17 protein-coding genes are annotated in these 19,582 nt (G+C 67.1%); 5 read left to right on the top strand and 12 right to left on the bottom strand.

Annotated elements, in window-relative coordinates; translation table 11 throughout:
* Positions 1 to 182 precede the first annotated feature (182 nt).
* The 6 genes from scpC to BLQ77_RS10940 all read right to left on the bottom strand — a co-directional run bounded on the left by scpC (position 183) and on the right by BLQ77_RS10940 (position 7,906).
* On the bottom strand, positions 183 to 1,697 hold the full coding sequence (scpC, locus tag BLQ77_RS10965) for a succinyl-CoA:acetate CoA-transferase ScpC (RefSeq protein ID WP_207545835.1): 1,515 nt from the start codon (positions 1,695 to 1,697) through the stop codon (positions 183 to 185).
* Between the two features lie 280 nt (positions 1,698 to 1,977).
* A complete protein-coding gene (gene arsJ, locus BLQ77_RS10960; protein WP_089958871.1) occupies positions 1,978 to 3,255 on the bottom strand; it encodes an organoarsenical effux MFS transporter ArsJ in 1,278 nt (425 codons plus the stop codon).
* 56 nt (positions 3,256 to 3,311) lie between these two features.
* Entirely contained in the window at positions 3,312 to 4,310 is a 999-nt protein-coding gene (locus tag BLQ77_RS10955; RefSeq protein ID WP_089958868.1) for an ArsJ-associated glyceraldehyde-3-phosphate dehydrogenase, read from the bottom strand.
* Positions 4,307 to 5,155, bottom strand: coding sequence for an arsenate reductase/protein-tyrosine-phosphatase family protein (locus BLQ77_RS10950; RefSeq protein ID WP_089958865.1), 849 nt, complete (start codon positions 5,153 to 5,155; stop codon positions 4,307 to 4,309). The genes BLQ77_RS10955 and BLQ77_RS10950 overlap by 4 nt, the downstream gene beginning before the upstream one ends.
* A 348-nt stretch (positions 5,156 to 5,503) precedes the next feature.
* Positions 5,504 to 6,895 carry a bifunctional enoyl-CoA hydratase/phosphate acetyltransferase gene (locus tag BLQ77_RS10945; RefSeq protein WP_008883188.1) on the bottom strand — a complete coding sequence of 464 codons (1,392 nt, stop codon included), beginning with the start codon at positions 6,893 to 6,895 and terminating at the stop codon, positions 5,504 to 5,506.
* Between the two features lie 183 nt (positions 6,896 to 7,078).
* A complete protein-coding gene (locus tag BLQ77_RS10940) occupies positions 7,079 to 7,906 on the bottom strand; it encodes a DUF6473 family protein (RefSeq protein WP_089958863.1) in 828 nt (275 codons plus the stop codon).
* Between the two features lie 156 nt (positions 7,907 to 8,062).
* Between BLQ77_RS10940 and BLQ77_RS10935 the strand changes: the two genes are divergently transcribed.
* On the top strand, positions 8,063 to 8,938 hold the full coding sequence (locus BLQ77_RS10935; RefSeq protein WP_089958860.1) for a 3-hydroxybutyryl-CoA dehydrogenase: 876 nt from the start codon (positions 8,063 to 8,065) through the stop codon (positions 8,936 to 8,938).
* Positions 8,939 to 9,172: 234 nt separating this feature from the next.
* On the opposite strand, the gene BLQ77_RS10930 is transcribed toward BLQ77_RS10935, so the two are convergent.
* From BLQ77_RS10930 to BLQ77_RS10905, 6 genes are read right to left on the bottom strand one after another with little or no spacing between them, the layout of a single operon-like run.
* A complete protein-coding gene (locus tag BLQ77_RS10930) occupies positions 9,173 to 10,060 on the bottom strand; it encodes a lysophospholipid acyltransferase family protein (protein WP_089958856.1) in 888 nt (295 codons plus the stop codon).
* Between the two features lie 47 nt (positions 10,061 to 10,107).
* Complete coding sequence (locus BLQ77_RS10925; RefSeq protein ID WP_008883355.1) at positions 10,108 to 10,386, bottom strand: HPr family phosphocarrier protein; 279 nt, start codon at positions 10,384 to 10,386, stop codon at positions 10,108 to 10,110.
* Positions 10,387 to 10,416: 30 nt separating this feature from the next.
* Positions 10,417 to 10,815, bottom strand: coding sequence for a PTS sugar transporter subunit IIA (locus BLQ77_RS10920; protein ID WP_008883132.1), 399 nt, complete (start codon positions 10,813 to 10,815; stop codon positions 10,417 to 10,419).
* Positions 10,812 to 12,173: an RNase adapter RapZ gene (rapZ, locus tag BLQ77_RS10915; protein WP_089958852.1), complete on the bottom strand. Its 1,362-nt coding sequence runs from the start codon at positions 12,171 to 12,173 to the stop codon at positions 10,812 to 10,814. Before rapZ ends, BLQ77_RS10920 begins: the two co-directional genes overlap by 4 nt.
* Positions 12,174 to 12,188: 15 nt before the next feature.
* Positions 12,189 to 13,919: a sensor histidine kinase gene (locus tag BLQ77_RS10910; RefSeq protein ID WP_008883400.1), complete on the bottom strand. Its 1,731-nt coding sequence runs from the start codon at positions 13,917 to 13,919 to the stop codon at positions 12,189 to 12,191.
* A 3-nt stretch (positions 13,920 to 13,922) separates the two neighbouring features.
* On the bottom strand, positions 13,923 to 14,624 hold the full coding sequence (locus BLQ77_RS10905) for a response regulator transcription factor (protein WP_008883524.1): 702 nt from the start codon (positions 14,622 to 14,624) through the stop codon (positions 13,923 to 13,925).
* Positions 14,625 to 14,990: 366 nt separating this feature from the next.
* Here BLQ77_RS10905 and BLQ77_RS10900 point away from each other — a divergent pair, with 366 nt between their 5' ends.
* From BLQ77_RS10900 to BLQ77_RS10885, 4 genes are all read left to right on the top strand, one after another.
* Positions 14,991 to 16,589, top strand: coding sequence for a phosphoenolpyruvate carboxykinase (locus BLQ77_RS10900; protein ID WP_089958849.1), 1,599 nt, complete (start codon positions 14,991 to 14,993; stop codon positions 16,587 to 16,589).
* Between the two features lie 141 nt (positions 16,590 to 16,730).
* A complete protein-coding gene (locus BLQ77_RS10895; RefSeq protein ID WP_242661685.1) occupies positions 16,731 to 17,282 on the top strand; it encodes a DUF3859 domain-containing protein in 552 nt (183 codons plus the stop codon).
* A 245-nt stretch (positions 17,283 to 17,527) separates the two neighbouring features.
* Positions 17,528 to 18,028, top strand: coding sequence for a type III secretion system chaperone family protein (locus BLQ77_RS10890; RefSeq protein WP_089958845.1), 501 nt, complete (start codon positions 17,528 to 17,530; stop codon positions 18,026 to 18,028).
* A 102-nt stretch (positions 18,029 to 18,130) separates the two neighbouring features.
* A complete protein-coding gene (locus BLQ77_RS10885) occupies positions 18,131 to 19,558 on the top strand; it encodes a tannase/feruloyl esterase family alpha/beta hydrolase (RefSeq protein ID WP_089958841.1) in 1,428 nt (475 codons plus the stop codon).
* Positions 19,559 to 19,582 lie beyond the last annotated feature (24 nt).

Genomic DNA, 19,582 nt, shown 5'->3' with positions numbered 1-19,582 from the left:
GCGACGCGCGGCTCTCCCGAGCCTCGGACTGGCTTGACTGCGGCTGGAAATCGAAGCTCTGTCGCTCTGTCGCTCTGTCGCTCTGTCGCTCTGTCGCTCTGTCGCTCTGAGGCTTCGCGCCTCCGCCGACCGGCGATGCGGGCCGGCCGCGTGGCCGGTCCTTCGCGGCTGCCGCTGTGCCCTTACGTCATCGAGCCGGTTTCCACGAAGCGCTGGTGCCAGGACAGCGCCTCGGACAGCACGTTGGGGGCGTGGCGGCCGTAGGAGCTGGCCATCGCCCGCGCGTAGTAGTCGCGCAGGGCGGGCCGGTAGTCGGGGTGGGCGCAGGTTTCGATGATCAGCTCGGCGCGTTGCTTGGGGGCGAGGCCGCGCAGGTCGGCGAGGCCCTGCTCGGTGACGATCACGTGCACGTCCTGCGCGATGTGATCCACGTGGGACGCCATCGGCACGATGGCCGAGATCTTGCCGCCCTTCGCGGTCGAGGGCGTCATGAAGATCGAGACATAGGCGTTGCGGGCGAAATCCCCCGAGCCGCCGATGCCGTTCTGGATCCGCGAGCCCATGACATGGGTCGAGTTCACGTTGCCGTAGATATCCGCCTCGATCAGCCCGTTCATCGCGATGCAGCCCAGACGGCGCACCAGCTCGGGGTGGTTCGAGATCTCCTGCGGGCGCAGGATCATCTTGTCGCGGAACCGCGCCGCCTCGGTGTTGAAGCGCTCGGCCGCATCGGGCGAGAGCGAGAAAGCGGTGGCCGAGGCCATGCGCAGCTTACCCGCGTCGAGCAGGTCGAGCATGCCGTCCTGAATCACCTCGGTATAGGCGGTCATGCCCGTGTAGGGCGCCTCCATCAGCCCCGACAGAACCGCGTTGGTGACGTTGCCGACACCGGATTGCAGGGGCAGCAGGTTGGCGGGCAGGCGGCCGCGCCCGACCTCGTGGGCGAAGAACTCGAGCAGGTGCCCGGCGATCGCCTCGGCCACGGCGTCGGGCCTGGCGAAGGGCAGGTTGCGGTCGGGGGCGTCGGTCTCGACGATGGCCACGATCTTGGCGGGATCGACGCGGAAATGCGGCTGGCCGATGCGGTCGTCAGGCTTCACCAGCGGGATCGGCACGCGGTTGGGCGGCAGGGCGGTGCCGTAGTAGATGTCGTGCATCCCGTTCAGCGCGTCGCTCTGCCAGCGGTTCAGCTCGAGGATCACCTTGTCGGCCACGTCGAGCCAGGTCTTGTTGTTGCCGATCGACGAGGAGGGGATCAGCGCGCCGTCCTCGGTGATGCCGGAAATCTCGATCACCGCCACGTCAAGCTTGCCGAGGAAGCCCTGCCACGCCATCGGCGCGACCTGGCTCAGGTGCATGTCGAAGTAGTTCATCTCGCCCGTGTTGATCTTCTCGCGCGCGATCGGGTCGGAGTTGTAGGGCAGGCGCAACTCGATGCCGTCGGCCTTGGCGAGCGCCCCGTCGAGCTCGGGCCCGGTCGAGGCGCCGGTCCAGACCTTGACCCGGAACGGGTTGCCGGCGGCGTGTTCGGCCTCGATGCGGGCGGCGAGCGCCATCGGCACGGCTTTGGGATAGCCCGACCCGGTGAAGCCGCTCATGCCGACGGTCATGCCGTCCTCGATCAGCGCGGCGGCGTCCTCGGCGCTCATCATGCGGGAGGACAGGTTCGGGTGGGCGATACGGGGATGCAGGGTCACGTGGGTCTCCTCGGCGCGGCCGGGGCGGGCGGGAAATATCCGTGCCCGGATGGCCAGCGTCACGTTCTAATGTTTCACGATATCTATGCTGGCCACGGCCGGCCGAACCAGATGGAGAAATGCTCCGCAGAACGGGTATTCCTGTATTGCATATCTATCTATTGAATCGTTGCGCTGTGTGCATGGCTTCCTGGGGGACGTCGCGCCGCTTGCCGGGCAAGAGCACCGGTCGCTTGCGCCGCCCGCATGTGTTTCGCGGCTGCAGCATGTCCCGGCGCGGTCAGGGGTGCGCGACCTCGCGGGCGCTTGCGTCCGCGCGCAGGTGACCGGCCCCCCAGGCGCTGAGCGCGACCATGGCGGCGGCGGTCCCGAGGCAGAGCGGCAGCCCGCCAAGCTGGTAGCTCGCGCCCGACAGCACCGTCCCGAGCAGCCGCCCGGCGGCATTGGCCATGTAGTAGAACCCCACGTCCATGGTCACCCGGCTGTCCTCGGTGAAGGCGAGGATCAGGTAGGAATGCAGCGATGAGTTCACCGCGAAGATGGCGCCGAAGACCAGCAGCCCCGCGACCAGCGCGGTCGTGAGCCACGGCGACGGCGCTCCGGCAATCGCCACGGTGGCGGCAAGTAGCGCGGGCACCACGAAAAGCGCCAGCGCCCAGCCGCGGGCGGCGGGGACCATGGCGGCGGCGCCCCGGGATTTCGCCCGCAGCAGCCGCGGCGCGGCGGCCTGAACCGCGCCGTAGAGGATGATCCAGACCGCCATGAAGCTGCCGATGACGAAGAAGGCCATGCGGTTGCCGGCCTCGGTGCCGTCCGAGAGCACGGCGTAGAAGTAGATCGGGATGCCGACCACGAACCACACGTCGCGCGCCCCGAAGAGGAAGACGCGGGCGAAGCTCAGCCAGTTCACGTTGCGGTTCCTGGAAAAGACCTCACGGAACCTGGCGTCCTTGCGGCCTGCGGGCAGGCCCGCGGGCATGCGCAGCACGATGGCCACGAGGATCACCGCCAGCACCGCCGCCATTCCGAGCACCGAGGGCACGAAGCCCGCGAGCCCCAGCAGCGCCGCGCCGAGCAGGAAGCCCAGCCCCTTCACCGCATTCTTCGAGCCGGTGAGCAGGGCGACCCAGCGGAAGAGCCCGTCCTCGCCCTCGGGCGCGAGCAGCTTGACCGCCGATTTAGACGACATCTTGGCAAGGTCCTTGGCGACGCCGCTCGCCCCTTGCACCAGCATGACGAAGGCCACCGAGACACCGACCGCCCAGGACGGGTCGAGCTGCGCCAGCGCCAGCAGCGCCACGACCTGCAGCGAGAGCCCCGCGTAGAGCGTCGAGGCCAGCCCGAAGCGCGCGGCGATCCAGCCCGCCGATAGGTTGGTGACCACGCCCGCGATCTCGTAGAGCACGAACAGATAGGCCAGCTGCACCGGCGAGAAGCCGAGGCTGTGGAAGTGCAGCAGCACCAGCATCCGCAGCGCGCCGTCGGTGAGCATGAAGGCCCAGTAGGCGGCGGTCACGGCGACATAGGCGGCGAGGCCGTTTTCGCGGTCGGCGGTCATGCGGTCTCTCTCATGTGCGGGAGCCTGTCAGGGATCGGTGTCGTACGGATGACGGATCAGAGGCTTGCGCCCACCATCAGCGCCACATCGGCGAGCCGGTTGGCGTAGCCCCATTCGTTGTCATACCAGGCGTAGACCTTGAGCTGGGTGCCGTTGGTGACCATGGTCGAGGGTGCGTCGATGACCGAGGAGCGCGGGTCGTTGGTGTAGTCGGTGCTGACCAGCGGGCGCTCCTCGTAGCCGAGGATGCCCTGCAGCGGACCTTCGGCGGCGGCCTTGAAGAGCGCGTTGACCTCTTCCGCCGTGGTCTCGCGCTCCAGCTCGAAGACGCAATCGGTGAGCGAGGCGTTGAGCAGCGGCACGCGCACGGCGTGGCCGTTCAGCTTGCCGGTGAGCTCGGGGTAGATCAGCGTAATCGCGCTGGCGCTGCCGGTGGTGGTGGGGATCAGCGAATTGAGCGCCGAACGGGCGCGACGCAGGTCCTTGGCGGGACGGTCCACGATGGTCTGGGTGTTGGTCACGTCGTGGATCGTGGTGATCATGCCATGCCGGATGCCGATGTTTTCGTGGATGACCTTCACGACTGGCGCGAGGCAGTTGGTCGTGCAGCTGGCGGCAGTGACGATGGTGTGGGCGGCGGGGTCGTAGGCGTCGTTGTTGACGCCGTGGACGATGTTGACCGTGGGGCCGTCCTTGACCGGCGCCGAGACCACGACCTTCTTTACTCCGGCGGCGAAATAGGGGGCGAGCTTCGCCTCGGTCTTGAAGACGCCGGTGCAGTCGATGACCACGTCCACGCCCTCGAGCGGCAGGTCCTCGATGCGTTTCTCGCAATGCACCGGCAGGCGCGTGCCGTCGATGCTGAGGCTCTCGGCGTCATGCGAGAACGTCGCCGGCCAGCGGCCGTGCACCGTGTCGAACTCGAGCAGATGGGCGTGCATCTTCGGGTCGCCGACCGCGTCGTTGATCCAGGCGATCTTCGCGCCCTTCCCGAGCAGCGGACGGAGTGCGAGCTTGCCCATGCGGCCAAGCCCGTTCAGGGCATAGGTGGTCATCCGGTGTGGTCCTCGGTTTCGGACATGCCGATGCGGTCGATGGCATATTGCAGGGAGATCCGGTCGAGCGTGCCGAGGGGCAGCGCCGTGAAGGCGGAGAGCCGGTGCTTCAGCATGCCGTAGACCTGCTGGAAGGCGAGCCGGCGCTCGGCCTCGGTGCCGGTGGCGGCGACCGGGTCGGGCAGGCCCCAGTGGGCGCTGATCGGCTGGCCCGCCCAGGCCGGGCAGTCCTCGTTGGCGGCGCGGTCGCAGACGGTGAAGACGAAATCGAGCGGCGGTGCGTCCGGGCCCCGGAACTCCGAGATGGTCTTGGCCCGGAGCCGCGCGGTGTCGAGGCCCTTGTCCTCGAGCATCGAGACCGCGATCGGGTTCAGCTCGGAGTAGGGCCGGGTGCCGGCGGAATAAGCCTCGAACCGGTCACCGCCAAGGGCGCGGAGCAGCGACTCCGCCATGATCGACCGGGCGGAGTTGCCGGTGCAGATGAAGAGCACGTTGTACTTGCGTCGGGCCATGGCCTGTCCTCCTGTCGCCGAAGCGGGCGCCGTGGGCGGGCAAAGATCGGGCCGTCCGCGGCAGCAGTCGCTGAACAGGAACCCCATCAGCCCCTGAACCGCCGTCACATCCGCGCGGTAGAGCAGCGAGCGCCCCTCGCGCGTCTGGGTAATCAGCCCGGCCTCGCGCAGCGCCGCGAGGTAGACCGAGGCCGTGCTGGGCTTGAGCCCCAGCGCGCCGACGATCTCCCCCGCCGGAACCGCGTCCGGGTAGCGCCGCATGAGCAGGCGGAAGAGGTCCATCCGCTGTGGGTGGCTGAGGGTGCCAAGCTGTTCGAGTCTTATTGATTCCATATTTCATGAATTATGGAATTATATGGATGAGCGCAAGTGGGGATGTGGGGCTTTGCCTTGGGTCTGCGCACATGGAGGGGGCGGGAGCCTCCGGCGGGAGTTTACCTGGCAAGATGAAGGAGGGCCGCGGCGCGCTTGTTCGGGGGAGGAGGCCGGTGGAGGGAGTGGGAGCCTCCGGCGGGAGTTTACCTGGCAAGATGAAGGGAGGGCGCGGCGCGATTGTCGGGGCGTGGAGTGGGTGGAGTGTTTGTATTGGGGGCGGTGGAAGGAGTGGGGGCCTCCGGCGGGGGCGTTCGGCAGGATGGAGCCGCTGGCGCCGCGCGGGTGACTGGGCGCGGCGCCCTTGGCTCAGGCGGCGTGGCCGGAGACCCTTGCATGGTGCAGGGCGGCGACGGCGCAGGAGGCGAGGCGGCTCATGTCGTCGTCGGCGCGACTGTTGAGGATGATCGGCACCCGCGCGCCCAGCACCAGACCCGCGGCCTCGGCGTGGGAGATGTAGGTGAGCTGTTTCGCAAGCATGTTGCCGGCGTCGAGGTTCGGCACCACGAGGATGTCTGCCTGGCCGGCCACCGCCGAGGTGATGCCCTTGGTGCGGGCGGCGGCGATGTCGACGGCGTTGTCCATGGCCAGCGGGCCGTCCACCAGCCCGCCGGTGATCTGGCCGCGGTCGGCCATCTTCGACAGCAGCGCCGCGTCGATCGAGGAGGGGATGTCGGGGTTCACCGTCTCGGTGGCCGAGAGCACGCCGACCTTGGGCTGTTCCACGCCGATCGAAATGGCGAGGTCGATGGCGTTCTGGGTGATGTCGACCTTGGTCTTCAGGTCCGGTGCGATGTTGATGGCGGCATCGGTCACCAGCAGCGGCTGCGGGTGGCCCGGCACGTCCATCACGAAGATATGGGTGAAGCGCCGCCCCATGCGCAGGCCGGTCTGCTTGTCGAGGATCGGGCGCAGCAGCATGTCGGTGTGCAGGTGGCCCTTCATGATCGCCTGCGCGCGGCCCTCGTGTACCAGCTCCACCGCCTTGCGTGCGGCGTTGCGGTGCAGCGGTTCCTCGATGATCTCGATGCCGTCGAGGGTGACGCCCATCGCCGTCGCGACCTCGACGATCTTGGCGGTGGAGCCGATCAGGATCGGGTCGATCAGGGTGTGGGCACGGGCCTTGAGCGCGCCGCCGAGCGAGTTCGGCTCCTCGGGGCAGACCACGGCGGTGCGCAGTGCCTTCAGCGGCTCGGCCTTGCGCAGGAGCTTCTCGAAGTGGCGGTGGCGCTGCACGATCAGCCCGGGCAGGTCGTGGCTGTTGTATTCGATCTTGCGCCGCGGGGCGAGCACCTCGGCCACGCCGGAAAGCACCAGCGCGTCGTCGCCGATGCGCCGGACCTCGGTCGCGAGCGTCACCGTGGTGTCGCGCTCGTTCTTGTCGGTGACGGTGACGCGCATGACGATCTCGTCGTCGGCGAAGATGCGGGCGTGGAACACCCAGCTCTGGGCGCGGTAGAGCGTGCCGGCGCCGGGCAGGACGTTGCCCAGCACCGCGCCGACCAGGGCCGAGACGTAGGAGCCGGGCGCCATGGCCTCGGGGCGGCCGTCGCCATCGCCGTCTTGATCGTAGAGGTGCAGCGGGTTGTGGTTGCCCGAGACGTTGGCATAGGCCAGCAGGTCGTCGGCGGTCACGAGACGGCGCAGCTCGGCGCTGTCCCCCACCTTGAGTTCGTCGAAGGTGCGGTTCTCGATATGCATGCGGTTCTCCGGTCTTCGGCCCGGACCGCGGAAAGGCGCGGCCGGGCGTCGTCCCGCACAGCTATACGCCCCCTCGAAGAGGTTTCCATGACCCGTCGCCGCGTCCGCTTGCCGCAGTGCAGCAGGCACCGTCATTCGGCGCCCTTCCCGGGGCGGTGCGGTCAAAAACCGGGCAGTGTCTGGTCAGCCGAGCAGGTCGCGCAGTTGCGGCACCAGCGCCTCGGCGGTTTCCTCATGCGCGATAGGACCGAGCAGCTCGGCCGCGGCGCTGGCCTCGAAGTCGTTGTAGACCATGCCGGGCGCCCCGCGCTGCCTTGCCTTGTCCGAGACCGGCATCTCGAGATAGCCGGCGGCGCGGGGGCGCAGGGTCTCGATCATGCCGCGGTGGATGAAGAGCGGCTCGTGCTCGATCGTGTCCACGGGCTTTTCCGGCGGCAGCCGGTCGGAGATCCAGAGCAGCAGCACCCGGCCGCGCAGCAGCGTCAGCAGGTGCTTCATCCGCGCCACCCAGGCGAGGCGCAGCTCGCCTGTCACTTCGGAGAAGCGCTCGGGCGAGAGGTCGTGCAGCCGGCCCAGCATGTGGCGGTTGAAGTGGAACTCGGTGAAATCGACCTCGGGGTAGAGATCCTGCAGGCGGTCGGAGGCGCGCAGGAAGCGGTCGTTGCGGCGCGGATGCACGCTGTAATAGCGGTTCGACATGTTCTGCGCGCCCATGATCTGCAGCACCGTGACCGAGGCGCGCTCGGCCACGTGCAGCGCGCCGGGGTCGTTGAGGTAGAGGTCGAGCCCCGCGTTGATCACCCCGAAATTGACGCAGGGAATGTCGAGCGCCGCTTCGCAGAGCGCGGGGAAGGGCGTCTCGATGAAGCGGCCATAGGTGTCGGTGCCGCCAAGGAAGCCGACATAGGGACCGTCGAGCGGACGTCGCGGCCCGCGGAACAGCACCCGCGAGCGCCCGTAGCGACACGCGAAATAATCCAGCGCACCTTGCGCCGTTGCAGCATAGGTCATCACACCCACCTTCGTTCGTACTCACCCGTGCCCAACCTCCGTCAATCATCTTGCCAATTTGCTAACGCGAAAAAGCGTGACAAATCTTGGGAACCCGGCTTGCGGCGGGTCCCGGCGCGTGACTATGGTTGGCGCGAAATTCGAGGGAAGCGGGCGATGGATATCAGGACGATCGGAGTTGTAGGCGCCGGGCAGATGGGCAATGGCATTGCCCATGTGATGGCGCTGGCGGGCTACGAGGTTCGGCTTTCGGACGTGAGCCAGGAAGCGCTCGACAAGGCGATCACGCTTATTGGTCGCAATCTGGACCGCCAGGTCAGCCGCGAGAAGATCAGCCAGGACGAACGCGACCAGGCGCTGGGCAGAATCAGCGTGACGCTCGACATCGCCGCGGTGGGGCAGACCGATCTGGTGATCGAGGCCGCGACCGAGCAGGAGACCGTCAAGCAGAAGATCTTCGACAGCCTCGCGCCGCACCTGCTGCCGAACACCATCCTGACCTCGAATACCTCGTCGATCTCGATCACCCGGCTTGCCTCGCGCACCGACCGGCCCGAGAAGTTCCTCGGGTTCCACTTCATGAACCCGGTGCCGCTGATGCAGCTGGTCGAGCTGATCCGGGGCATCGCCACCGACAAGGAAACCTACGAGACCTGTCTCGGGGTGGTGGAACGGCTCGGCAAGACTGCCGCCAGCGCCGAGGATTTCCCGGCCTTCATCGTGAACCGGATCCTGGTGCCGATGATCAACGAGGCGGTCTACACGCTGTACGAGGGCGTCGGGAACGTGCGCTCCATCGACATGGCGATGAAGCTCGGCGCCAACCACCCGATGGGGCCGCTGGAGCTGGCGGATTTCATCGGGCTCGACACCTGCCTTGCGATCATGAACGTGCTGCACGACGGGCTTGCGGACACCAAGTACCGCCCGTGCCCGCTGCTGACCAAGTATGTCGAGGCCGGCTGGCTGGGGCGCAAGACCAAGCGCGGATTCTACGACTACCGCGGCGACGAGCCGGTACCCACCCGCTGAGGCGTGCCTTCAGGGCGCCAGTTCAGGACCCGCCTCTGTAGGAGTGCGGGCTCTTTTGGGCATGTCTGGAAAGCCGCTTGTGCGGCTGGGGTGGCACGTGCCCGGGGCACGTCCGGAGAGCTGCGCGTGACGGTGGGGCGGCAGATTCAGATCATGTCCGGCACGTCGCCAATGCCATGAAAAGGCGGCGGTTTCGCAGCCAAGTCGGCAATAGGTTGAAGGACGCGGAGCCGCTTACCTGTCGTGGCGTAGGCCGAGGGTCTTCTCGCGCAGCCAGGCGACGAATTCGCGCGGCTTGCCCCCCCAGTTGCGGACCTCGTCGGGCGAGATCGGCTCGCCCACGACGGGGCGCTGCGGGCGGCCGCAGGCGTGCATCACCTCGTGGATCAGCAGCCCCTGCCGCAGCGTCGGCGAGATGCGGTTGGCCATCTGGTAGGCGCGGCTGTTCTGGCCGGGGAAGTAGATCGGCACCACGGTGGCGCCGGAGCGCTGGATCATCTTCGCGGTGAAGGGGTTCCAGCCGGCCTCGATGGCCGGGCCGAAGAGCGTCTGGGACGCCGCCACCACGCCCGACGGGAACAGCGCCACGACGCCACCCTTCTTGAGGTGATCCATGGCGCGGGCGCGCATCTCGAGGCTTTGTTCCCGCGCCGATTCCTCGTGCGGGAAGGGGACCGGGATCATGAAATCCTCGATCTCCTTCACCCCGGTCAGCAGGGCGCGGGTGAGGATCTTGTAGTCGGTGCGGACGCGGCCGATCAGCTCGCCGAGGATCATGCCGTCGACCAGCCCGTGCGGATGGTTCGCGACCACCACGACCGGGCCCTTCTCGGGGATGCGGCGGATCTGCTCTTCGGGCGTGTCGAGCCGGATGTCCATGTGGGCCAGCGCGTGGGGCCAGAATTCCTGTCCGTCGGGCACACCGGCGCGCTCGACACGGCGCACGAGGCGGATCAGAGGCAGCTTGCCCGTCATCCATTCCAGCGCGCGGATGGTGTTGGCCTTCCAGGGATTGGTGAAAGTGTTGGCGTAGCTCAGCCTGCGCTTGTCGTACGGAGCGTGCCCGGGGCGCGTGACGGAACCGCCCGTTGCACCGGCCGTGGCCTGATAGCTGTCAACCATGTGCCCGCCCTGTTCCGTCTTGCAGCGTCCGGGGGTGTTTCCCGGGGTCAGTTGTCTTCGCCGAAGCGGTTCGCGACCAATGCTTCCAACGCATCGGCCAGCGCAGACGCGTCCGGTCCCGAAGTCTCGACTTCAATAGAGCTTCCTTTGGAAGCTGCCAACATCAAAAGCCCCATGATGCTGTCTCCCCCGGCGCTCATCCCGTCCTTGGAGACCTCGGCCCGCGCGTCGAATCCCTCGACCACCTCGACCAGTTTGGCGGAGGCGCGGGCGTGCAGGCCCTTCTCGTTGACGATCTTCAGCACACGGTGCTCGGTCTTGCTCATGCGGTCTTTTCCTTGGGCGCGGGGCCTGTCCTAGAGGGGATCGGGTTTGACGTTGATACTGTCAATGTATTTACGACCCGCCTCGAGGGCGCCTTTTACCGCATCCGGCACTGGCATCTGCCTGCTTTTGGCCAGCTTGATGAGCATCGGCAGGTTCATGCCGTAAAGAATGCGACGGTTCTCGGGCTGGCAGGCCAGCAGCGAGAGGTTGGATGGCGAGCCGCCATAGAGATCGGTGACAACCACCACGCCGTCGCCGGTGTCGACATCGTCGGCGGCGGTGCAGATCTCGGCCTGCTTCGTGCGGCGGTCGTGCACGGCTTCGATCGACACGGCGACGACGCCGGGCTGTGCGCCCACCACATGCTCGACCGCCGCGAGATACTCCCGCGCCAATCCGCCATGGGCCACGATCACGATGCCGATCACGCCTGCCGTCCTCCGCTGGCTTCACCTTGTCCGGCGCGGACAGACATGCCCCGCCGCTCCAGCTCGCGGTGTCTAGTTGACACCTGCCAGCCGCGCTCTGCAAGAGCACGCGCCACCGTTTCCGTCACAGTAACCGAACGGTGTTGCCCGCCGGTACACCCGAAGCCGAAGGTGAGATGGGCCTTGCCCTCTTCCTTGCAGGCGGGAAGCACGAATTCCGCCAGATCCACGAGCTTTTCGATGAACGGGGCAAAGCGCGCGTCCCTGGCCACATGCTCGGTCACCGCCGCGTCGAGCCCGGTCAGCGCGCGCAGCGCCGGCTCCCAGTGGGGGTTGTCGAGGAAGCGGCAGTCGAAGGCCCAGTCGAGCCCGTGCGGCAGGCCGCGCTTGTAGGAGAAGCTGTGCAGCGAGACCGCCAGCATCTGGCCGCTGTCATCGCCGAAACCGCGCTCGATCTGGGCGCGCAGGTCGTGCGGCGACAACTCGGAGGTGTCGATGAGCACGTCCGCCGCATCGCGCGCGTCGCGCAGGAGCTCGGTCTCGCGGGCGATGCCCTGCGTGTAGCTTTCTTCGGGGGCCATGGGATGGCGGCGGCGGGTCTCGGAATAGCGCCGCGCCAGCACCTCGGACGAACAGTCGAGGAACAGCAGCTGCGCCTCGATCCCCGCCTCGCTGCCGAGGCGGCGGTGCAGGTCCAGAAGACCCTGGACCGAGAAGTCGCGGTTGCGGATGTCCACGCCAAGCGCCACCGGCCGGGCCAGCGCGCCGCCGTCGAGCAGGCGCGGGATCAGGCTCAGCGGGATGTTGTCGATGGCCTCGAAGCCGATATCTTCCAGGACGTTGATCGCAGTGGACCGCCCGGCGCCCGAAGGCCCGGTGACGAGGACAACACGTTGGCTTCCCGTCGGCTGATCCTGCATGTCTCCGTGATCCCTTCGGCCACTCGTTAGATATTGAACGAGCGCTGCGGGGAAACTGGTATGCACGGAGTTGTGAAGCAAGGGGATTCTTTGCCCCTGCAGCATGATTTCGCGGCACTGCGGCAAGCGGTCGGTCTCGGGTTCGTCGAGATCGAGCACCGCGACCAGCCGGACGGGGCCGCGCGCGGGCGTGGCCCGCAGCAGCCCGAGCCCACGCGCCTCGATCAGTCCGGCGATGGGGGAGGGGGCCGAGAGCCAGAGCGCGCCGTCGCGGGCGGTGACGATGACCCGGTCGTCCGCCACCAGCGCCGCGCCGCGGACCATCATCTCGAGCGCAAGGCCCGACTTGCCGCTGCCCGAGGCGCCCCGGATCAGCAGCCCGTTGCCGGCCACGGCCACCGCGGTGGCGTGGAGGACGGAGGTGTCGGTGCGGGACATGGCAGGGTCAGCGGGTCAGATCGGAAGGCCCACGACGAACCGGGCGCCGAGCGGCTCCGAGGTCACGTCGGCTTCGGTCGGGCGGATGTTCTCGGCCCAGATCACGCCGCCATGCGCCTCGACGATCTGCTTTGAGATCGCGAGGCCAAGGCCGGAGTTGTTGCCGAAGTCGTTCTCGGGACGGTGCGAGTAGAAGCGCTTGAAGATCTTGGTCAGTGCCTCTTCGGGGATGCCGGGGCCGGTGTCCTCGACCACCACCAGCACGCGGTTGTCGCGGCGGCGGGCCCAGACGCGGATGGCATCGCCATCCTCGCAGAAGGACACGGCGTTGGTGATGAGGTTCACGAAGACCTGCGCCAGCCGCGGCTCGAGCCCGTTGATCGGGATCGGGTTGGCGGGCAGGTCGGTGATGAACTCGACCCCCTTGCGGCGCGCGTCCTCGCCAAGGAACTGGGTCAGGTTGCCGAGCATCTCGAGCAGGTCGAATTCCTGCTCCTCTTCCTTGACCAGCTCGGAATCGAGCCGCGAGGCGTTGGAGATGTCGCTGACCAGACGATCAAGGCGGCGCACGTCGTGCTCGATGACGTTGAGCAGCTTGTCGCGATGCTCTTCCTTGCGGACGATGCGCAGCGAGCCGATGGCAGAGCGCAGGCTCGCCAGCGGGTTCTTGATCTCGTGCGCGACGTCGGCGGCGAATTGCTCGTTGCTGTCGATGCGGTCGTAGAGCGCCGCGACCATGCCGCGCAGCGCGCCCGAGAGCCGCCCGATCTCGTCGGGGCGGGCGGTCAGGTCGGGGATGCGGATGCGCCGCGACGAGCCGCGGTTGCGGTTGCTGCGGTCGAGGCCGATCTCGGCGGCGTCGGCGAGGTCGGAGATCGGGTTGGCGATGGTCGAGGCCAGCACGAGGCTGAGCCCGATGGAGACCAGCGTCGCGATAACGAACATCTGCAGCACGCGCTCGCGCTCGGCGCTGACGGCGGCGTCGATCTCGGTGGCGGCCGAGACCAGTGCCACGGTGCCGATGATGGCGTCGCCCTGCCGGATCGGGCTGAGCACGGTGAACACGGTCCGGCCCGAGGCGTCGACCTCGGACATCACCCGGGTCAGGGCCGGATCGCTGGTCTCGATGGTGCGGCGCAGCCGGTCCTCTTCGTCGAGCACGGGCGCGTCCTCGAAATACGAGAACAGCCCGGCGATGAGATGCCAGACCCTGTCGAGGAAATCCGAGATCAGCGTGGTGCGGTACTCGCCGCGCGGGTCTGCGGGCAGGGTCTGGGGCTGGGTGCCCTCGGTCTGGGCGACGAGGAAGTTGCCGGCGTCGAAGATCATCACCCCGACCCCCTGCCGCAGGTCGAGCGCCGCGAGGGTACGGCCGAGGTCGAAGCCCGGATCGGTCCCCAGCGCCACGATGGGCGCCTCGGGCAGACTTGCCTCGAACACGTCGGCGATCAGCTCGGCGCCGGCGCCGAGCGAATTGCCACGCTGCAGCACCAGCGTGTCGCGCGAGGAGTTCATCCACAGGATGCCCGCCACCAGCACGTTCAGCGCAATCAGGTTGAACGTGATGATCTTGCGGGTCAGCGGTGAGCGGTTGAGCGAGAACAGGCTCCGGCGCGCGCGGCTGTCGCGCAGCTCCTTCTCGACGATGCTGTCGGGAGCTATGAAATCGTCGCCCAGCATGACATCCGCATCCTGCCTCTCACCCGATTGGTCGTCGCGCATCGGGATCCTTTCGGCGAAGGCCATCGCTTACTCTTCGTTGTACCGATAGCCGATGCCATACAGGGTTTCGATTGCGGAGAAGTCCGGGTCCACCGTCCGCATCTTCTTGCGCAGGCGCTTGATGTGGCTGTCGATGGTGCGGTCGTCGACATAGACCTGGTCGTCGTAGGCGACGTCCATGAGCTGGTCGCGGGATTTCACGAAGCCGGGGCGCTGGGCCAGCGCCTGCAGCAGCAGGAATTCGGTCACGGTGAGCGAGACGTCCTGCCCCTTCCATGTCACCGAATGGCGCAGGGGGTCCATAGTAAGCGAGCCGCGGGTCATCAGCTTCGTTTCCTCGGTGTCGCCGACCATGTCGGTGGCGACGGCCTCCTGGCGGCGCAGCAGGGCGCGGATGCGCTCGACCAGCAGGCGCTGCGAGAAGGGTTTCTTGACGTAGTCGTCGGCGCCCATGCGCAGGCCGAGCACCTCGTCGATCTCGTCGTCCTTGGAGGTCAGGAAGATCACGGGCATCTTGGACTTCTGGCGGACGCGCTGCAGCAGGTCCATGCCGTCCATCCGGGGCATCTTGATGTCGAAGACGGCCATGTCGGGCATCTTCTTGCTGAACGCATCGAGGGCGGACTGGCCGTCGTTGTAAGTTTCGACCTCGAACCCCTCTGCCTCGAGTGTCATCGCCACGGAGGTCAGGATGTTCCTGTCGTCATCCACAAGAGCGATCTTCGACATACGCAAGTTCCTTGTTATCTGCTCTTCTTACGCGACTTTTTTCAGCAGTATGCGGGATACCGCATTTTTCAACAATGCCAAACTGCGAATCACGTCGTTGAGCGCGTTCATTGCAGATGAAATTCTGTAAGAAATGGCTAAAATGTCCGAGCGTTTGGCGGGTGTCTCGGCAGCGTCGCGCCGGTGCTAACGCTAAACCAAACTTGGTTGCGCTAACTTTGATTTGCGTCCTGTTCCAGTGCCAATTCACCGTGCTAAGGCACTGATGCCGGGGGTGGGAACTTCCGGCGGACGGGGGAGGCTTTCCGTCGTTTCCGTCCTGAATGACGACCGCCGCGGCACGTAGCGGCTACAGGAGCTTGGCAGATGACATTTGGACGGGTGAACCCGCAATTCCGGCTTGAAGATCAAGGGATCGAAGGGCTGGGCAATGTCTATTACAATCTTATGGAGCCGGCGCTGATCGAGGCCGCCCTGAAACGCGGCGAGGGCACGCTCGGCAAGGGCGGCTCCTTCTACGTCACCACCGGCAAGTTCACCGGCCGTTCCCCGCAGGACAAGCATGTGGTCAAGACCCCGTCGGTCGAGGACAACATCTGGTGGGAGAACAACCGCGCGATGACGCCCGAGGGCTTCGACGCGCTGCACGCCGACATGCTCGAGCACATGAAGGGTAAGGACTACTTCGTGCAGGACCTGACCGGCGGCGCCGATCCGGCCTACTCGATCAAGGTCCGCATGGTGACCGAACTCGCGTGGCACGGCCTCTTCATCCGCCACATGCTGCGCCGCCCCGACCGCGACGCGCTCGACGAGTTCGTCGCCGATTTCACCGTCATCAACTGCCCGAGCTTCAAGGCCGATCCGGCCAAGCACAACTGCCGCAGCGACACGGTGATCGCGCTGAACTTCGACAAGAAGACCATCCTCATCGGCGGCACCGAATACGCCGGCGAGAACAAGAAGTCGGTCTTCACGCTGCTCAACTACATGCTGCCGCTCAAGGGCATCATGGCGATGCACTGCTCGGCCAACCACGCGCCGAACAACCCGGTCGACACCGCCGTCTTCTTCGGCCTCTCGGGCACCGGCAAGACCACGCTCTCGGCCGATCCCGAGCGCGTCCTGATCGGTGACGACGAGCACGGCTGGTCGGACCGCGGCACCTTCAACTTCGAGGGTGGCTGCTACGCCAAGACCATCTCGCTGTCGCCCGAGGCAGAGCCCGAGATCTTCGCCACGACCTCCAAGTTCGGCACCGTGATCGAGAACATGATCTACGATCCCGAGACCTTCGAGCTCGACTTCGAGGACGACTCGCTCACCGCCAACATGCGCTGCGCCTACCCGCTCGAGTACATCTCGAACGCGTCTTCGACCGCGCTCGGCGGACACCCGAAGAACATCATCATGCTGACCTGCGACGCCTTCGGCGTGCTGCCGCCGATCGCGCGGCTGACCCCGGCGCAGGCGATGTACCACTTCCTGTCGGGCTTCACCTCGAAGGTGGCGGGCACCGAGCGTGGCGTGACCGAGCCGCAGCCGACCTTCTCGACCTGCTTCGGCGCCCCCTTCATGCCGCTGCGCCCCGAGGCCTACGGCAACCTGCTGCGCGACAAGATCGCCAAGCACGGCGCGACCTGCTGGCTGGTCAACACCGGCTGGACCGGCGGCGCCTACGGCACCGGCCACCGTATGCCGATCAAGGCCACTCGTGCGCTGCTGCACTCGGCCCTGAACGGTTCGCTGAACAAGGTCGAGTTCCGCAAGGATCCGAACTTCGGCTTCGAGGTTCCGGTCGCGGTCGAGGGCGTGCCCGAGCTGCTGCTGGATCCGCGCCGCACCTGGTCCGACAAGGACGCCTTCGACGCACAGGCCGAGAAGCTGGTGAAGATGTTCGCCGACAACTTCGAGCAGTACGTGCCCTACATCGACGAGGACGTGAAGGCCGCCGCCATCGGCTGAGCCCCGCCCCGGAGTGCCTGATCGACGCCCGCCCAACCGGCGGGCGTCTTTCTTTGCGGGGGTGTTTGCGGGGGCAGGGGTTTCCCTGCGCGGCCCCGCAGGCTATCCCGGCAGCGCATCCACACGTTTTCGGAGAGTGCCGTGCCCGTGCTGCGACCGACCGCCCTTGCCGCCTGCCTGCTCGCATGGCCCTGCCTCGCCGTCGCGGCGCCGGCCCAATCCTATGCGCACGAGCCGGTGGTGATGATCGACCACGGCATCATCTGCCAGGTGACGCCCGAGGGCTCGCGCGAGGCGCCCGACACGATCATGGGCGCGATCAACCTCGTCGGCCAGAACCGCGAAATGGACATCACCACCCGCGTCGTCCCGGCCAAGACGGGCATCAGCTTCGGCGTCAAGTTCACCCTGCTGCCGGGGGCGGGCGACCGCGACGTGACGGTGATCGTCACCCACCCGCCGATGGGCCCCGAGGGCATCACCCGCGAGACCTGGGTCGCGCCGCTGGCCGAGGGGCGCAACAGCCTCAACCTCTTCACCTTCGAATACCCCTACGAGCTGGTCACCGGCGAGTGGATCATGGCGATCGAGGAGGGCGGCGAGCGGCTCATGGAGCAGCGCTTCGAAGTGGTCTCGGAACTGGCGGCACCGGCGGTGCTCTCTGTCTGCTACGGGCAGGATTTCGTGTCCTGAGCCGCGGCCCGCGGCTTCTCCACATGTCCACAGCCTGTCCACATCTCCACAGGCGTCATCTTGGGCGCAGCCCTCAGGAGTCCACAACTTATTGCGTTGTCCACAAATATTTCGCTTTACAGAAGATGCCCCCCACAGGCACGATATATGGTAAGGGGAGGGGAACAACTCCCAGCCCCTAGAGCAGTCAGCTAGCGCTTGGGGCGTTGCCTTTTCCCCGGCGCTACGAGCACAAGAGGTGGCGCATGGCACTGTCCGAAGAGTTTCTGAGCGACGAAATTCACCCCATCGACATCGTCGAAGGGCTGGCCGAACACCATGAGTGGGATTTCGACCGCGTGGCCGAGGACCAGATCGCCATGGCGGTCGAGGGCCAGTGGCGCACCTATTCCATCACCCTCGCATGGTCGCCCTATGACGAGACCCTGCGCCTGATCTGCACCTTCGAGATGGAGCCCCCCGAGGACGCCATGCCCCAGCTCTACGAGGGCATCAACACGGTCAACGACCAGTGCTGGGCGGGCGCGTTCAGCTACTGGGGAGAGCACAAGCTCATGGTCTACCGCTACGGCCTCGTGTTGTCGGGCGGGCAGGTCGCCAGCCCCGAGCAGATCGACACGATGATCTCCGCCGCCGTCGCCGCCTCCGAGCGCTACTACCCGGCATTCCAGCTCATCGCATGGGCCGGGAAAAGCCCGAAGGAGGCGCTGCAGATCGCCATCGCCGAGGCCTACGGCCGGGCCTGAGCGGCCTCCGCGCCGGGTGACCACGGGTCAGGCAAGTCCGCACTTGCCTGGCTGAGGAAACGGCGCGATCCTCCCCTCCAGGGACAACTCAGGGAGGAATATATGAAACAGCATGTATCGGCCATGGCGCTCGCCATGGCCGCAGCCGTTCCGGCCTATGCGCAGCAGTCCGACGGGGCCTGCACGGCGCTCCGCGACACGGTGATGGATGCCGCGTTGGTGACCTCGGCGCGGGTGATGCCCGCCGCCGACACGCTGCCCGCCTACTGCGAGGTGCGGGTGACCGCGCGCCCGGCGATCTCGATCGAGGTGCGCCTGCCGATGCAGGATTGGAACGGCAAGTACTACCAGTCGGGCTGCGGCGGCTTCTGCGGCATCCTCGGCCGGGCCGATGCCGGCGGCGGCTGGGTCAACGCCATGCGCCCGGGGCTCGAGCGCGGCTACGCCACCGCCACGTCCGACAGCGGCCACCACGCGCTGTCGGTGACCGAGGGCAGCTGGGCGATGAACAACCCCAACGCCGAGCGCGACTGGGGCTGGCGCTCGATCGGCGAGACCCACCGCGTGGCGCAGGCGCTGATCGGGGCGTTCTACGACGGCGCCTCCGAGCAGGCGATCTTCCAGGGCTGCTCCACTGGCGGGCGCATGGCCCATGTCGCCGCGCAGCGCTACCCCGAGATGTTCGACGGCATCATCTCCGGCGCGCCGGCGATGGATTATACCGGCCTCGTGGCCACCAAGATGGCGTGGCTCGTACAGGCCAACACCGCCGCCGACGGCAGCCAGATCATCGGCCCGGACGAGGCCACGCTGATCGGCGACGAGGTGATGACGCAATGCGACGGCGCCGACGGCACCGAGGACGGCCTCATCGCTGACCCGCGCGCCTGCAGCGTCGATCTCGCCGCGCTGGCCTGCACCGGCGAGGACAGCGCCAGCTGCCTCGGCGAGGCCGAGCTTGCAACCGTCGCCAAGTGGCGCGAGGGGCCGCACAACGCCGCCGGAGAGCAGCTCTACCCGGGCGGCATCCCCGAGGGCTCCGAGCCGTTCTGGTGGCTCTGGCTCACCGGCAACGACAAGGGCGCCGGGCGGAGCATCCCCGCCTTCGTCGAGAACTTCGGCCGCTACATGGCCTTCGCCACCGATCCCGGCCCGGAATGGACCCCGCTCGACTTCGACTTCGAGACCGACCCGGCCCGACTCGAGACCATGTCCACGGTCTACAACGGCGACAATCCGGACCTGTCCGAGTTCCGCGCCGCGGGCGGCAAGATGATCGTCTGGCACGGCTGGGCCGATGCCATCGTTACGCCCTACAAGACCATCGAATGGTATGACCAGGCGGCGGAACTGGCCGGCGGCGAGGACACGCTCAAGGAGAACGTGGCGCTCTTCATGGTGCCCGGGCTCGATCACTGCGGCATCCTGCCCGGACCGGGCGGCATCAGCGCCGCCTCGCTCGACCCGATGTCCCCGATGGAGGCGTGGCTGAACGACGGCACCCGGCCCGCCTCGATCCTGGCCGAATAGGCTGGCGCTCCCCCGGGTCGCAGG

The sequence above is a fragment of the Salipiger thiooxidans genome (assembly GCF_900102075.1).
Taxonomy (GTDB): domain Bacteria; phylum Pseudomonadota; class Alphaproteobacteria; order Rhodobacterales; family Rhodobacteraceae; genus Salipiger; species Salipiger thiooxidans.
Note: the sequence above shows the minus strand (reverse complement) of the source record. Positions and strands in the feature narration are given on the sequence as shown.

Coding starts and splice junctions, on each gene's coding strand:
- arsJ (WP_089958871.1), bottom strand. CDS start 3,255: ATGACCGCCGACCGCGAAAACGGCCTCGCCGCCTATGTCGCCGTGACC.
- BLQ77_RS10955 (WP_089958868.1), bottom strand. CDS start 4,310: ATGACCACCTATGCCCTGAACGGGCTTGGCCGCATGGGCAAGCTCGCA.
- BLQ77_RS10950 (WP_089958865.1), bottom strand. CDS start 5,155: ATGGAATCAATAAGACTCGAACAGCTTGGCACCCTCAGCCACCCACAG.
- BLQ77_RS10945 (WP_008883188.1), bottom strand. CDS start 6,895: ATGCATATCGAGAACCGCACCTTCGACGAACTCAAGGTGGGGGACAGC.
- BLQ77_RS10940 (WP_089958863.1), bottom strand. CDS start 7,906: ATGACCTATGCTGCAACGGCGCAAGGTGCGCTGGATTATTTCGCGTGT.
- BLQ77_RS10935 (WP_089958860.1), top strand. CDS start 8,063: ATGGATATCAGGACGATCGGAGTTGTAGGCGCCGGGCAGATGGGCAAT.
- BLQ77_RS10930 (WP_089958856.1), bottom strand. CDS start 10,060: ATGGTTGACAGCTATCAGGCCACGGCCGGTGCAACGGGCGGTTCCGTC.
- BLQ77_RS10925 (WP_008883355.1), bottom strand. CDS start 10,386: ATGAGCAAGACCGAGCACCGTGTGCTGAAGATCGTCAACGAGAAGGGC.
- rapZ (WP_089958852.1), bottom strand. CDS start 12,173: ATGTCCCGCACCGACACCTCCGTCCTCCACGCCACCGCGGTGGCCGTG.
- BLQ77_RS10910 (WP_008883400.1), bottom strand. CDS start 13,919: ATGGCCTTCGCCGAAAGGATCCCGATGCGCGACGACCAATCGGGTGAG.
- BLQ77_RS10905 (WP_008883524.1), bottom strand. CDS start 14,624: ATGTCGAAGATCGCTCTTGTGGATGACGACAGGAACATCCTGACCTCC.
- BLQ77_RS10900 (WP_089958849.1), top strand. CDS start 14,991: ATGACATTTGGACGGGTGAACCCGCAATTCCGGCTTGAAGATCAAGGG.
- BLQ77_RS10890 (WP_089958845.1), top strand. CDS start 17,528: ATGGCACTGTCCGAAGAGTTTCTGAGCGACGAAATTCACCCCATCGAC.
- BLQ77_RS10885 (WP_089958841.1), top strand. CDS start 18,131: ATGAAACAGCATGTATCGGCCATGGCGCTCGCCATGGCCGCAGCCGTT.